Raw genomic sequence first — 13,743 nt, 5'->3', positions numbered from 1 at the left:
TCCGCCTCCTTTGGAAACGTATTCATTTCGGCTGCAAGATAATTGTAAACGCTTTTTTTACTTCTAGCAACTAAAATCACTCAAATTCATTCAATAACTATCAAAATCTTTCACATTTGTTCATATTAACGTATGTACATAGGGTTTGTAAACTGTAAATTCGACAAAAAGGGGGACAATTGTATGACATTTTCTTTTTATCATAAATGAAAAAAGTCTATTATATTCATTCAATCATTAAAACACAAAAAACCCCATGCAGACTGCATGGGGCGCCGATTATTCATACCGTAACGCTTCAATCGGATCTAAGCGTGATGCTTTGTTGGCGGGCAGCATGCCGAAAATGACACCGATCAGCATACTGAACAGCACACCGATACAAACCACCTGCCAGGAAACGAGCGACGGCCAGCCTGCGATAAGGGAAACGAGTGATGCTCCCCCGTAGCCGAGACAGATTCCGATTAAGCCGCCGATTAATGTAAGCACAACAGATTCAATTAAGAATTGTGTCAGAATCTGTCCTCTCGTGGCACCGAGCGATTTGCGGATGCCGATTTCTCTTGTCCGTTCCGTCACTGATACGAGCATAATATTCATGACCCCGATCCCGCCGACAACGAGAGAAATACCGGCGATCGAACCGATGATCGTCGTCATAACGGTCGTGACCTGGCCGATTCCCGCCGCGATTTCTTCCATATTCATGACTTGATAGGCCTCTTTTGTACCGTGATTGTCATTTAAGAGACGGGCCGCTTCTTTTCCTGTTGATTTGATTTGATCAGCGGACTCCGTCTGAACGGAAACGTTGCTGTAGTCGTTAGTACCGAAAGACGTTTTCAGCATGTTGAACGGCACATACATTTCACTGAGTCCTAACGATAAAAAGCCGCTCTCTTCTTTCAGTACGCCGATTACTTCAACGGGCTGTCCGCCGGCCCAGACGATTTTTCCGAGCGGAGACGTTTTCCCGAACAGCTTTTCAGCCATTTTTTTCGAGATGATTCCTGCTCTTTTCCCGGAAAGAAAATCATTATCCGTAAATGTCCGTCCATCTTGAACGTCCAGCTTTTTTACGTCCATGTAGCCGCTGTTAATGCCGTTCAGCGTAATATCCGTGTCTTCTTCATGGTAACGCGCCGTCATGGATTTTACCGCGGAAGCGACAACCTGCTTTACGCCGTCCACTCCTTTTAATCCATTAATATCTTCTTCTGTAAAACTCGCTTCCTGTAAGGCGTTCGGATTGGCTGTTAATTCTTCATCACTGGGCATGTAAAACAATTCAATCGTATTGCCCGGCCCGCTGATGGATTGCTTCAGCATTTGCTCTCCGCCCTGGCCGACAGCCACAACAACGATTACTGAACCGACGCCGATAATGATTCCGAGCATTGTCAGAATCGATCTCAGCTTGTGAGCTCTTACGGAACTGAGGGCCATCCGGAGATTTTCTGACAGGCTCATTCCCCCACTCTCCTCTGCTCAGCATCGCGGGAAACGATCATGCCGTCACGGACGAAAATCACTCTGTTTGTACAGTCCGCCACTTCAGGCTCATGAGTCACAAGCACCACGGTCACGCCCTCTGCATTAAGCTCTGTGAACTGCTCCATAATGGAAATGCTTGTTTTCGTATCCAGTGCGCCGGTCGGTTCATCAGCTAAAATGAGCTTCGGTTCGTTCACGATGGCTCTTGCAATCGCGACACGCTGCTTCTGGCCGCCCGACAGCTCATTCGGCATGTGACGCATCCGATCCGCCAAACCGACTTTTTCCAGCGCATGCTCAGCCCGTTCCTCACGCTCTTTTTTGCCGATACCGGCGTAGATCATGGGGAGTTCGACATTTTTTCTTGCATTCAATCGCGGCAGCAGCTGAAATTGCTGAAAGACAAATCCGATTGATTTGTTCCGGACCGCCGCAAGCTCTTTTTCGGTGCATGAAGAAACATCTTCGCCCGCAAGCCTGTAACTGCCGGACGTCGGTCTGTCCAGACAGCCGATGATATTCATGATCGTAGATTTTCCCGATCCCGACGGTCCCATAATTGACACATATTCTCCTTCTTCAATCGTCAAGTCGATTGAACGGAGAACATCAAACGTCTCCTTGCCGATCTGATAGCTTTTTTTCACCTTTGAAAGCTGAATCATCTATGCTTTCACATCCGTTCCGTCAGTCAAACCGTCAGCCGGATTCAGAATGACTTTATCATCCTTTGAAAGCCCCTCTTTTATCTCCGTAAGCTGATTTGCGGTATCGCCGACTTTAACTTTCACGCGTTTGGCCTTCCCGTCTTTTACCGTAAAGACCCAGTGCTCATCTCCGTCTTTTTTGACCGCGGAGGACGGCAGCGTATCGGCTTTCCGTTTGTCTGTTTCAATGTTCATAATTAATTTAAACCCCGGCTTGCCCTCCGGAAGGTTTCCGATCAGCTTAACCTGGAACGGATACTGCACGGCCTGTTCCGTACTTTCCCCCGAAGCAGCGCTTGACTTTTGATCAGGAACGAGGCCGACAGCCGCCACTCTCCCTTTCCACGTTTTACCTGGAATGGCGTCTGAGGTAATTGTAACGCTTTGTCCCTTTTTCACTTTCAGCGTGTCGTATTCGGACAAATTGCCGGCAACGATCAGGTGTTCCGGGTCTCCTATATGTATAACCGGTTCTTGAATATCCGATTTTTTAGAAGCCGCTTCTTGATTTACCGAGATAACCGTCCCGTCCATCTCACTCTTAACATTGAGATTCGCCACCTGATTTTCAAGAGACTGCTTTTGCAAATCAGATTGCTTTAATTCGATTTCCGCCGTTTTTTGCTGAAGCTGCAGATCAGTCCGTTCGGATTCAATTTGTTTTTTGGCTTCCGCTTCCCCCACTTGTTTTGCCAGATCTTGTTCCTTGCTGTTTAATGCTCTGAGTTTTTCTTCAACTTGTTCGATTTGCATCCGTTTTGATTGTTCTGTCAACTCATTTTGTTCTTTATCAAGATTGAGCTGCTCATTTGTATACGTGACTAACGACGACCCTTTTTTTACTTTGTCGCCTTCTTTTACTTTCACTTTATCAAGAGTTCCTTTATCCGCTTCATAAAAAACATACTGTTCTTTAGAGAATTTAAGTGTTCCCGGAACCATAACCGTAGAGGAGATTTCTCTATTTTCCATGGTTCCGGTTTCGATTTTTTTCCCGGCGCTTCCGCCCGCGGGAGCGGCAGACTTATAAATATTGATACCGATGAATACTGCAACAATTACGGCGATGCCGATTCCGATCCAAATTTTTTTCATGTTATACACCTGCTGTCATTGAACTTAACAGTCCTCCGACTGCCGAAACTAAAAGCATAATAACAAACAGGACAATCGCGGAAGTCCAGGCCGCTTTTTTCGAAATGCCGCCTGTATAGCGAAGTCCCAAAGCGAGCAGAATATAGCTCCAGATGCTGAAAATGTCGAACGCGCTTAAAAAGACCGCGACGCCGTCTCCGGCCGGTATGACACTCGCCAAAGATGTAACGGCGTACAGTGAGCCCGCACCGGTAAAATAAGTGACAAGACCGTTAATAGCTAAGCCGATATTGGTAATAAATGCCGTAAACAGGCTGAGTGATAGCATTTTTTTGTAAGTTGTCACGCCGCCTGAAATTTTGACGCACAGCCAGTAAATGAGCGGAACGATAAACAGAGCGATAATGCCCCCGAAGATTCCTCCGAACATCGTGCCGAATTTAGCGAAGGTTTTGGTCATTTCAATCTGATCATCCGTCAAACCGTCAAGAGATGGGCTGTTCAGCACTTCTTCATAATTCATCCCCAGTCCGCGCAAAATACTGCCGGCCGCGATGAGAATGATGACAATCAGGAGAGGAATGCCGATGACCGGCTTTTCTTTTAATCTTTTAAACTGCACAACAGGACTTGTAATGACGCCGAAAATTGACGGCTTTTCCGTTACTGCCGTATTGCCTTTTTCCAGGTTTGGTTCCATATTGCTGATGCCTCCTATGTATTATTCTGTTTATACGTACGCTTTAGGCTGAGAGAAGTTTCAATTTTTTTGCCGTTTGCGTATTTATGCTAAATTGTAACACAAATTCTCAGCTTTACGTTCCATAATTATGTAAAAAAAAGCATTGTCTGACCGGTATGACGGGAGGCTCAAATCCTTGTGAAGGCACTGTCTTCAGCCTATTCATGCAGCCAAAACCAGCTCAATCACAAATCCCTTTAAATCCCATTTAGATATTCTCTGGAATTCAGCGCCTATATACAAAAAAGCCGGATGGCAATGATGCACATCCGGCTCTTTTTTCACCCTCCGCTTACAGGAGGGATAAAGGCAATGGTATCACCTTCTGTTACGATGCTGTTGTCTTTTACATATGTTTCATTGATTGCGATCATGGCATTGTCAATCGTCTGAAGGCCGTACCGTTCCTTTAGCAGCGTTTTTACAGCAGACGCCGCCGTCTCTTTTTCGTCAAGTTCAATGACCGGTGTTCCCGCCTGCTCCGCAAGCCCGGCAAACAATAATACTTTAATCATCGCGATTCCCCTTTATCCAAATCCGGTTTTCCGTTCGGATAGGGCGTTGTTTCCAGCTGATCGCCTATCCATTCTTCTCCGTCTTCCCAGATTTCTTTTTTCCATATCGGCACAATCTGTTTTATCCGTTCAATTGCATATTCATTCGCCTCATATGCCGCCTTTCTGTGCGGTGAAGACACGGCGATTACGACCGCGGCTTCTCCGATATCAAGGACGCCGACACGGTGAGTGATTGCAGCTTCGGCTCCTTCCCATTTCGCACTGATTTCATCGCCGATTTGAGAAAGCATTTGAACAGCCATCGGTTCATACGCTTCATATTCGAGCCGTACCGTCCGCCGCCCGGCAGTCCACTCTCTGACCGTGCCGATAAACGTTGTGATGGCGCCGGCTTCACGCTTTTCAACTTTTTTTACGATATTTTCCGCAATGATCGGTTCCCTTGTAATTTGAAAACGTTCCATTTATGCAGATTCCCCTTTCAGCTGCGAAAGCACAAACATCATGGCAGCCGGATCGTCCGCATGGAATACGGGCATGCCTGCATCTGCCGGCATATGCTCCGTATTTCTGCTGACAACCGCGATCACGCGCTCCAAATGCTTCAGCTTTTGCCAATCTTCGCTGTCTTTGATCATAATGATTTTCGGATGCGGCGCATGTTTAAATCCCTCTATGAGAAGACCGTCAATTCCCAGACATTCATACAGACTGATCAAACCCGCCAGATCCCATTTTTTTCGCGCCGTAAGCTGCAGGACGCCGTCCCCTTCTACTGCCGTAACCGCGGCCCCGGCTTTTGAAAAACGCTCCGAGTCTTTTCCGTCAGAAAAAGGTTCCGGCTCTCCGCCATGTCCGTGATGTTTTAAACATCCAATATCGCACTCTTTCGGCGCCGCTTTCAGCACACGTTCAATAAACGTTGTTTTACCGCTGTTTTGAAAACCTACGATCTGGACGATCGGGAAAGAATTGACCACGGCCATTCACTTCCATTCTCATCACGGATGAGGAGCGCGTGAACCGTACGGCCCGCTTCATACCCCCTCGTTCCTCCCGGCAGAAGGATAAACGCGTTTGCTTCGGCTAGAGATGTGACTGAGCTTGATTTGTCGAGACCGACCGGTGACGCCATCATCTTTCCGTCCTTATGATAAACAAACGCCCTCACAAATCTCGTAAACGGATTCGGCTTCGGAAAGTCGTTTGTTAACACGGCTTCCGCCCATCCGGAATGAGGTTTTTCATTCAGAAGCCACGTCTGAATCATCGGTTTGACAAACAGGGTGAATCCGACATAACATGCGGACGGATTGCCTGAAAGGCCGAACAGCAGCATGTTATCGGCCCGGGCGACAGTTGTCACGCTCCCCGGGCGCATTGCCACTTTGTTAAAAAGAACTTCCGCTCCGAGCTTATTATAAATGTCTGGGAGAAAATCAAAATCGCCGACTGACACGCCGCCGGTCGTGATGAGAAAATCAACTTTTTTCATAGCTTCCTTCACCGCAACATAGCTGTCATCAAAATCATCGGAAATTTTCCCTAAGTTCAGCGGTATCGCACCCGCTTCAATGACCTGGGCATACACCATCGCAGCGTTGCTGTTGCGGATTTTCCCCGGCTCAAGCGGATCGCTGACATGAAGAAGCTCGGTCCCCGTTGCGATAATGCCGACAACCGGCTTTCTGACCACGGGAACGGAAGCATAGCCGAAGGTTGCTAAAAGAGCGGTTACGCCCGGCGTAATTTTCGTCCCTTTTTTTAATAGCGAGCTGCCTTTTTTCGCGTCTTCTCCTTGATATGAAATATTATCACCCGTATGAAAAGGGCGTTTCACTGACATGTAATTCGTCCCGTTTTCAGAAAACGTTTTTGTCAGCTCAAGCATCACTACGGCATCCGCACCTTTTGGAATCTGCGCCCCCGTCATAATGCGGACCGCTTCAAAAGGCCCGAGTTCTTTTTCTGACACGGCGCCTGCTCCGATATGGTCAATGACTTCAAAGGTGACGGCATTGTCACCGGAAGCCGTTTTTGAATCGCTCGCCCTGATGGCAAACCCGTCATACGGGGAACGGTTAAAGGCCGGCACATCATGATCCGCCTTAACATCCTCCGCCAAATAGCGGTGGAGACTGTCCTCAAGCGCCACCCATTCGGTATCCCCCTGTTTTTTATACCGGCTCACCCGGCGGACTGCTTCGTCCACCTGAATCGGCGTTCTTTTTTCAAGCATAGCAATATCTCCCCTTCCTACAGTCCGATCACCCTGGCCAGAACTGAATTTGCTTCTTTTATATCGTTTGTACCGTGAATCAAAGCCCGTCCGTCCTGAAAAATAACGATTCTGAAGCGCTCATACGCCATGTGCAGCAGAAATTCATTTGCTTCCACTTTACCGATCTGCTTCAGACGTTTGACAAGCTCTTCTTTATCCAGCCTCTTTAAGGCTTCCGATCTGATTTGAACGGTGTCTCTTCCGCACAGCACGCTTGCTTTCGGCCTGTTTTCAGGCTGCAGATACGGATATACGGGCTCCGCGCCGCAGGAAGGGCAATGATCCCGTTTGATCTGATCCACATTTATGCTCATATTGGTGTTATTCCACACGTCAAACGTGAAAAAGCGCCGATTTACCGCCGCATGATTTCCTGTCAGCAATTTCAGCGCCTCAGCCTGCTGATAAGCGGAGACGATATGAACCGCCGGAGGTATGATACCTGCTGTATCACATGTCGCTCCGCCCACGGGCATTTGCTCAAACAGGCAGGATAAACACGGCGTAACCCCCGGAATAATCGTCATGCACATTCCCTGACTGCTGACACAGGCACCGTAAATCCAAGGTGTTTTCGTTTTCAGCGCCAGATCATTGATGACCATTCTCGTTTCAAAATTATCTGTCGCATCCACGATGCAATCCGCTTGTTCGATCAGCGGTTCGAGCGTTTCCGCCGTACCTTCCGCCGCGTAAGCATCGATATGTATATCACTGTTTACCGCCAAAAGACGCGCCTTTGCCGCCATTGCTTTCGGCAGGCGCTGTCTCGCGTCTTCTTCTGTATACAGCTGCTGTCTTTGTAAATTGCTCCATTCCACATAATCCCGGTCAATAATCGCCATACGGCCCGCTCCGGCTCTTGCCAGGCCCTCTGCCGCGGCTGTTCCGAGGGCTCCGGCTCCGACAATCAGGACACTGCTGTCAGCCAGCGCCTGCTGCCCTTTTTCCCCTATCGGCTTAAATCTTGTCTGCCGCGAATAGCGCTCTTCCATCTGTGTTGTCCCCTTGCATTTTTATTTCCATCATACCATGTTTCTTCCCGATCAGTCTTGATTTGAAGACTCGACATGCGCCAAAAGTCTGGTGTAATCGTCCTGTGTGTTGATATTAGCGAACTCCTCCGGCCCGGCGCCGATGTCTTCAGCCTGCACATAACAGACAGACAGCCGTTTCAGCGTGTCTGTCATTTTCAGTTTGTTTTGTGTCAGCTGATCAAAAAGCACATCCTGCACCCGTTTATGGTAAACCGCCAAGAGGGGCTGCTCTCTGTTTTTACAAACCGGTATGACAGCGTCCAGATTTCCCGTCAGCTTCATTTCAAGCGCAACCATCGTTTTTCTTGTCACGAGCGGCGTGTCACAGGATATGACCGTAAATGTTTCGCCTTCCGTTTGTTTCATTGCCGTATATATGCCGGCCAGCGGGCCCATTCCCCGAAACCGCGGCTCATCGGCCAAAACATGCCGCTCTCTGTTTGATAAGAACTTTTTTATATGCTCAGGGCGGCTGATAATTACCGTTTCTCCGCCGCCGAAGGCTTTTTTCGCCTGTTCATAAAACATGCCGCCCTTCCACTTTGCAAAAGCTTTCGGTTCTCCGAATCTTCGGGAAGCTCCCCCCGCTAATATTACATTCACCCGTTTCATGTCATCTCTCTCCCATTCTATATAAAAGCATAGCAAACGCCTCAGCCGAAATACAATATTACGGTGCTTGTCTGTTTAATTAAGAGGAATAGCCGTTGATCCTTTCCCATATTGTAGTGTTAACATCATGAGGGAGATGGTTCTTATGAAAATATCCGGTCCGTTTTTCCACGACACTTCTCAAGAGAACCTTTACTTGAAATCCGAACTTTCCAGATGCAGAAAATTAATTTCAGAATTTGAAGCAAGCTACTTCCATCAGAAAAATAATAAGCTTCAAGAGGAAAACGCCAATATTAAAGAGCGGCTTCACAAGCTTTCTGACGAATTGGAAGCCATGGCTCAAAAACACAAACAGACAAGTGACACGGAACGTTCTTTGCATGAAATCAGAGCCGGGCTGCTCGATAAAATCGTCATTTTGCAAGAACTGCTTCAGCAGGAAACGTTTCGGCGGAAAAATGAGATGGAAGAAAAGCACCGTCTGCATCTTACAAATGTAAAATTTGAAGAAGAAAATAAAAACTTACATACCCGCATCCGCTCACTTGAGACCGCCATTCAAACTGAACGGACATCTCACGAAGATATGAAACAGCGTTATCATGCCGCTGCAGACGAAAATACCCGGCTCCAAACACAAATGATAGAAAAAGAATACCAGCTCAAACATATTAAAATAGAAATTAATCATATGAGAGATCGAATACTAGAAACAAAAGAACGGCTTGTAGAAATAGAAAAAACGAAAGAAAAGTTATTTCAAGAAACCATTCTTTCGTATAAACGGCAGCTGGACGAAAGTGATGCTTGGATTGCCGGCCATTTTGCTGATATTGACAGCCGCACGGCGGAACCGGCGGAACAAGCTCTGGAAATCCCTTCTGTTTCCAAAGAGACTGTTCAGGCAGAAGACTTGCTTAAAGCCGTTACCGAACAAGTCATCTCCCTGCAAAAACAATTTGTACAATCAGAGTCCCGCGATCAGTCGTTTGATGAAAAACTGGATGCGTTGAAAGAACGTGCTGACGGCGAAAAGCCTTTCCAAAAATATGTCGTCAAGCTTGAAAAAAAGCCTGGAAAAGAGGCGTCACTTCCGCAGAATAAGCGGGAAAGCGCAAAAAAACTGCTTGAGTAACGCAAGCAGTTTTTACTGTTTTATTCAGCAGCCGTATCATTTGCCGTTTCTGCTGTTTCCTGAGAAATTTCTCCCTCAAGAATATATTGGCCGCGGTATGGTTTTTTCACTTCCGGATACATTTTAATTAAGCTTTGCATAAATGTTGTCATATTAGGAATTTCAAGGCCGCTTTCCTTTTCAATTTCCTTTTGCAGTTCGGAACTTTTAATCGCTGCATTGTGGCGTTTCAATGTTTTAATCGCTGCTTCGCGCAGTTTTGCCGCTTTTGATCCCGGTCTCGCCGTCCCTCTTCTTCTTCTTGTAGAACCGTCTGGAATGCCGGCGGGAAGAGACGTAATAGACTGCATCTGCGGCTGGGAGGATTGAGGCTGTGCCTGCGGCTTTTGATAGCTTCTCATTTCCTGTGCTGCAAGCTCTGCAAGCACAGGGAGAGAGTCACTTTTTTTCTCCGGACGAAACTCTTTTTTTGTATCGGACAGGCTGCCTGTATTGTCTAATTCTCTCAGTTTTGCATATATTTTATCACGTTCTATTTGATATTCACGAATGACTTTTACCTCTGCTTCGTTCAATTGTTCTAAACGTAAGCGCAGCGCTTCTCTTTCATTAAACATGTGTAAAACCCCCTGTCAAAAATTTAAACGCTTTTATTAAGATATTAGATTACAAAAGTAATTTTATCAACTATTATTTTATCATTTTACTATTTTATTTACTCTATGAAAAATTGCTTATTTTCTGAAAATGGTACTTTATATACAAAAATCCCTTATCATATAGGGGATTCTGGACAAAGTTCCAATTTATTCAACCATTTCAAAATATAACTTGAAATTACTTGTTTAATGAAAATTAGCGTGATATCTACAATTTTCGACTATTATATGTAAAAGATAATGATATCGATAAAACAAGCGGTACAGCGTGTTTACGGCTGTTTCTCTTATTTTTAAAGCCACACATGTCATATTGGGATTTTTTATCCAATAGGCACAAAAAAACCCTGTTACCTAAACGGCAAAGGGTTTGCAGAACCGAGACAATAGTCCGACGGAGATTGTCCCGATTACTCAGAAGCCTGCTCCGTTTCTAAAAGTACTCGGCTGACGCGTTTTTCAAGCATTTTCATCCCGCTTCCTCCCGCTTGAAAATGGCGGAGCTGTCCGGTTTTATCGAAAAGGTAATAAGCCGGCACATATTCATTTTCAAATGCTTCAGTCAGCGTATGATCGCTGTCGACGTAAATCGGCTGAGAGATATCGTGTTCAGCCGCTGTTTCCTTGATTTTCTCAAGGTCAAGATCGTCTTCGGAACGGGGCATGTGAACGGCCACCACATTCAGCTGATCTTTATATTTATCACGAAATTCGTTCATCTCAGGCATCGCTTCTTTACACATGCGGCAGCTGGCGGACCAGAAGTGAATCAGTGCCGGCTTTCCGCCGACCAGCTGTTCCTTCGTGACTTCTCTGTTAATCCATGCTTTAGCGCCTGTCAATTCAGGCATTTGCTGACGTAATTTCATCTTATTTCCCTCCTTATGAAAAAGGTTTTTTGCCGGGGCTTTCAGTTTCTCCGGGCAACGTTCTCCTGTTTTCCCTCCAAAGGATATGATTTGGCTGAATCACCATGTTAAAATGAGTGTGGCGATTCCTTAGTTCATATCTTCACAAAAATGATGATATTGAAACCGGGCAATATGAACAAATCATAAATGAAATAACTGGTTTCTATTAAAAGGTTTATCTTATTTTAAAAACGGGTATATGACTTTTAGCTTTTTCCGCAAAAGACTTGAAAGGAAGACATCACTATGATTGATTTAAAACACTTTGACTGGGCCGGGCTTCTCACATCTGCCGGGATTTTCATCATAAAGCTGGCTCTCATTATTTTAGCGTACTTTATTTTCCGGGCGGCAGGAAAAAAGCTGATCAAGCATCTGTTTCAGAAATTCGAGCAACAAAACAACCTCTCCACAGGCCGCGCTTATACTTTGCGAAGCCTCGCGCTTAATGTATATGGATACATCCTGATTTTCGTTTTTATCGTAATGATTTTGGATTTATTTCACTACAATCCGAGCGCTCTCATTGCCGGCGCCGGGGTGGTCGGTCTCGCAGTCGGCTTCGGGGCTCAGGGGCTTGTCAGTGACATCGTCACCGGATTTTTTATCCTTTTGGAAAAACAGATCGACGTCGGCGATTATATTACGGTTGCCGGCTACAGCGGCATTGTCGAGCAGGTCGGTCTCCGTACGACGCAAATCCGGAGCTTTGACGGCACGCTTCACTATCTTCCCAACCGGGGCATTACGAATGTGAGCAACCATTCCCGCGGAACGATGCAGGCGCTTGTCGATATTAAAGTGCCGCTTGAAAAAAATCTTGATGAAACCATTCAAATCCTGCAAACCGCGTGTGACAAAGCAGCCGCTGCGCTCCCGCAGATTAAGGAAGGGCCGGACGTCATCGGGGTTCAGGATTTAAGCACGTCAGAAATGGTGATCAGAATCATTGCCAAAACAGAAAATATGGAGCAATGGCGGGTTGAACGCGTACTGCGGAGAGAAATAAAAATCGCGCTCGACCGTTTTAAAAACGCCGCTTCCGCCGAATAGAAAAACCGAAGCGTAAGCTTCGGTTTTTTCTTTTTAATGAAATTTTTTTTCCACTTCGCTGCAGATTTCGTCGGCGGTCATTCCGGAAGCCGTAATGACGGGAGCCTGAGTTGACGTATCGGCAATTCCTTGGACATTGCTGTCAAGTCCGGTTACGACACAGCAGTCACAATTCTTCGCATCCTCAGGAGTCTTCATCATCACTACGTCATATCCTTTTTGTTTTAACGCCTGTTCTACATCCGATAAAGATTGTTCAATTCCAATTTTTTTCGTCATATTGAACACCTCCGTTATGTAGAATGCTCAATTTTTGTTAGATTATTCTTCTTTTCGGATTTAATTGGCATACTTCGAAAAATATCCGACCATGACATTGACCGCGGTTTCCATCGCATCTTCATCCGGGTTCAGCTTGGCGTGATGAAGCCCGTGGGATGAATCGGCCCCCAGCCAGAACATAAAGCCGGGATATTTTTTCAGCATATATCCGAAATCTTCTCCGGTCATCGCTTCTTTCGCCGTTCTCACGTCAGCAAGCTGATGATCGCTGACAAATTGCATAAATTCTTCGGTCAGGCCGCTTGTATTATAAACTTGATGATAAACGGACGGATACGTGACTTTTCCTTTGCATCGGAAGCCGATTTCAATTCCTTTGACAAGCTCTTCAATCCGCTTTTTCACCATACGCATTGATTCCTCGGAAAGCGTCCGGATGGTTCCCTCCAGATGAGCATGCTCTGCGATGATATTTTGCGCCGTGCCCCCGGTAATCGTTCCGACAGTTATCACAGCGCTGTCAAGCGGATCCGTATTTCTGGATATGACCGTCTGCAGCTGCGTGACAAGCGTGCTCGCGGCAACGACCATGTCGTCTGCTGTATGCGGATATGCCGCATGCCCGCCTTTCCCCTCAAGATCGATGACAAGCTCGCTCGTATTGGCAAACAGCAATCCGCTTTTGGTGGAGATTGTGCCTACAGGAAGCTCAGGTGCTATATGGAGAGCGGTAATCAAATCCGGCGTCCATTTTTTCAGCACATCGCTTTCAAGCATCGGTTCCGCTCCGCCCGGTCCTTCTTCAGCCGGCTGGAATAAAAAGAGAAGATCATGTTTGACGGGATGATGGACAAAATGATCAATAATGCCGAGCGCGATGGTCATGTGCATATCGTGGCCGCATGCGTGCATAAAACCGGGGTGTTCAGATGCAAACGGAAGCCCCGTCTGCTCTTCAATCGACAGAGCGTCTATATCCGCTCTGTAGGCGAGCATTTTTTCCGGAGCCGTGCCGTTGACTTTGACAAAGATGCCGGTTCTCCAAGTTTCGATTTCAATTCTTTCCTCCGGATATTGGTTCAATAGATTCAGCAGGTACTGTTGGGTTTTATATTCCTGAAAGCCGATCTCCGGAATGCGGTGCAGATCTCTTCGGATGGCAATGAGCCGCTCTTTTTCCATATGTATTCCTCCTTGAGATAAGAATAAGG

Annotated in this window: 16 protein-coding genes; 2 read left to right on the top strand and 14 right to left on the bottom strand. The window is 46.4% G+C overall.

The window, feature by feature from the left end; genetic code table 11:
• Nucleotides 1-279: 279 nt before the first annotated feature.
• From ACKTRM_RS07185 to ACKTRM_RS07140, 10 genes are all read right to left on the bottom strand, one after another.
• A complete protein-coding gene (locus ACKTRM_RS07185; RefSeq protein ID WP_007409638.1) occupies nt 280-1,473 on the bottom strand; it encodes an ABC transporter permease in 1,194 nt (397 codons plus the stop codon).
• Nucleotides 1,470-2,162 (bottom strand): ABC transporter ATP-binding protein, encoded by a 693-nt coding sequence (locus tag ACKTRM_RS07180; RefSeq protein ID WP_007409637.1) that lies wholly within the window; start codon nt 2,160-2,162, stop codon nt 1,470-1,472. Before ACKTRM_RS07180 ends, ACKTRM_RS07185 begins: the two co-directional genes overlap by 4 nt.
• Nucleotides 2,163-3,299: an efflux RND transporter periplasmic adaptor subunit gene (locus ACKTRM_RS07175; RefSeq protein ID WP_012117453.1), complete on the bottom strand. Its 1,137-nt coding sequence runs from the start codon at nt 3,297-3,299 to the stop codon at nt 2,163-2,165.
• Between the two features lies 1 nt (nt 3,300).
• Entirely contained in the window at nt 3,301-3,999 is a 699-nt protein-coding gene (locus tag ACKTRM_RS07170) for a Yip1 family protein (protein ID WP_012117452.1), read from the bottom strand.
• 323 nt (nt 4,000-4,322) lie between these two features.
• Nucleotides 4,323-4,556, bottom strand: coding sequence for a molybdopterin converting factor subunit 1 (gene moaD / locus ACKTRM_RS07165; protein ID WP_007409633.1), 234 nt, complete (start codon nt 4,554-4,556; stop codon nt 4,323-4,325).
• A complete protein-coding gene (locus ACKTRM_RS07160; RefSeq protein WP_007611116.1) occupies nt 4,553-5,023 on the bottom strand; it encodes a molybdenum cofactor biosynthesis protein MoaE in 471 nt (156 codons plus the stop codon). Before ACKTRM_RS07160 ends, moaD begins: the two co-directional genes overlap by 4 nt.
• Nucleotides 5,024-5,545, bottom strand: a complete 522-nt coding sequence (mobB, locus tag ACKTRM_RS07155) for a molybdopterin-guanine dinucleotide biosynthesis protein B (protein ID WP_007409631.1) — start codon at nt 5,543-5,545, stop codon at nt 5,024-5,026.
• Entirely contained in the window at nt 5,506-6,798 is a 1,293-nt protein-coding gene (locus ACKTRM_RS07150) for a molybdopterin molybdotransferase MoeA (RefSeq protein WP_012117450.1), read from the bottom strand. The genes mobB and ACKTRM_RS07150 overlap by 40 nt, the downstream gene beginning before the upstream one ends.
• A gap of 17 nt (nt 6,799-6,815) precedes the next feature.
• On the bottom strand, nt 6,816-7,835 hold the full coding sequence (locus ACKTRM_RS07145) for a molybdopterin-synthase adenylyltransferase MoeB (RefSeq protein ID WP_007611113.1): 1,020 nt from the start codon (nt 7,833-7,835) through the stop codon (nt 6,816-6,818).
• A gap of 51 nt (nt 7,836-7,886) precedes the next feature.
• Entirely contained in the window at nt 7,887-8,489 is a 603-nt protein-coding gene (locus ACKTRM_RS07140) for a molybdenum cofactor guanylyltransferase (RefSeq protein WP_012117449.1), read from the bottom strand.
• A gap of 145 nt (nt 8,490-8,634) precedes the next feature.
• Between ACKTRM_RS07140 and ACKTRM_RS07135 the strand changes: the two genes are divergently transcribed.
• Nucleotides 8,635-9,627 (top strand): hypothetical protein, encoded by a 993-nt coding sequence (locus ACKTRM_RS07135; protein WP_012117448.1) that lies wholly within the window; start codon nt 8,635-8,637, stop codon nt 9,625-9,627.
• A gap of 20 nt (nt 9,628-9,647) precedes the next feature.
• On the opposite strand, the gene rok is transcribed toward ACKTRM_RS07135, so the two are convergent.
• Complete coding sequence (gene rok, locus ACKTRM_RS07130; protein ID WP_012117447.1) at nt 9,648-10,244, bottom strand: transcriptional regulator Rok; 597 nt, start codon at nt 10,242-10,244, stop codon at nt 9,648-9,650.
• 452 nt (nt 10,245-10,696) lie between these two features.
• Complete coding sequence (locus ACKTRM_RS07125; RefSeq protein ID WP_012117446.1) at nt 10,697-11,155, bottom strand: TlpA disulfide reductase family protein; 459 nt, start codon at nt 11,153-11,155, stop codon at nt 10,697-10,699.
• Nucleotides 11,156-11,443: 288 nt separating this feature from the next.
• Between ACKTRM_RS07125 and ACKTRM_RS07120 the strand changes: the two genes are divergently transcribed.
• Nucleotides 11,444-12,250 (top strand): mechanosensitive ion channel family protein, encoded by an 807-nt coding sequence (locus tag ACKTRM_RS07120; protein ID WP_012117445.1) that lies wholly within the window; start codon nt 11,444-11,446, stop codon nt 12,248-12,250.
• A gap of 33 nt (nt 12,251-12,283) precedes the next feature.
• Here ACKTRM_RS07120 and ACKTRM_RS07115 read toward each other — a convergent pair whose 3' ends face one another.
• Complete coding sequence (locus tag ACKTRM_RS07115; protein ID WP_003154596.1) at nt 12,284-12,529, bottom strand: YkuS family protein; 246 nt, start codon at nt 12,527-12,529, stop codon at nt 12,284-12,286.
• Nucleotides 12,530-12,589: 60 nt separating this feature from the next.
• The gene (locus tag ACKTRM_RS07110) at nt 12,590-13,714 is read right to left on the bottom strand and encodes an N-acetyldiaminopimelate deacetylase (RefSeq protein WP_012117444.1); all 1,125 of its coding nucleotides are present in this window, start codon (nt 13,712-13,714) and stop codon (nt 12,590-12,592) included.
• Between the last annotated feature and the right edge of the window lie 29 nt (nt 13,715-13,743).

The organism is Bacillus sp. D7-8, assembly GCF_052055895.1.
In the GTDB taxonomy this organism is placed as follows: Bacteria; Bacillota; Bacilli; order Bacillales; family Bacillaceae; genus Bacillus; species Bacillus velezensis.
The sequence above is the reverse complement of the archived record's forward strand: the minus strand, read 5'-3'. Positions and strand labels throughout refer to the sequence as shown.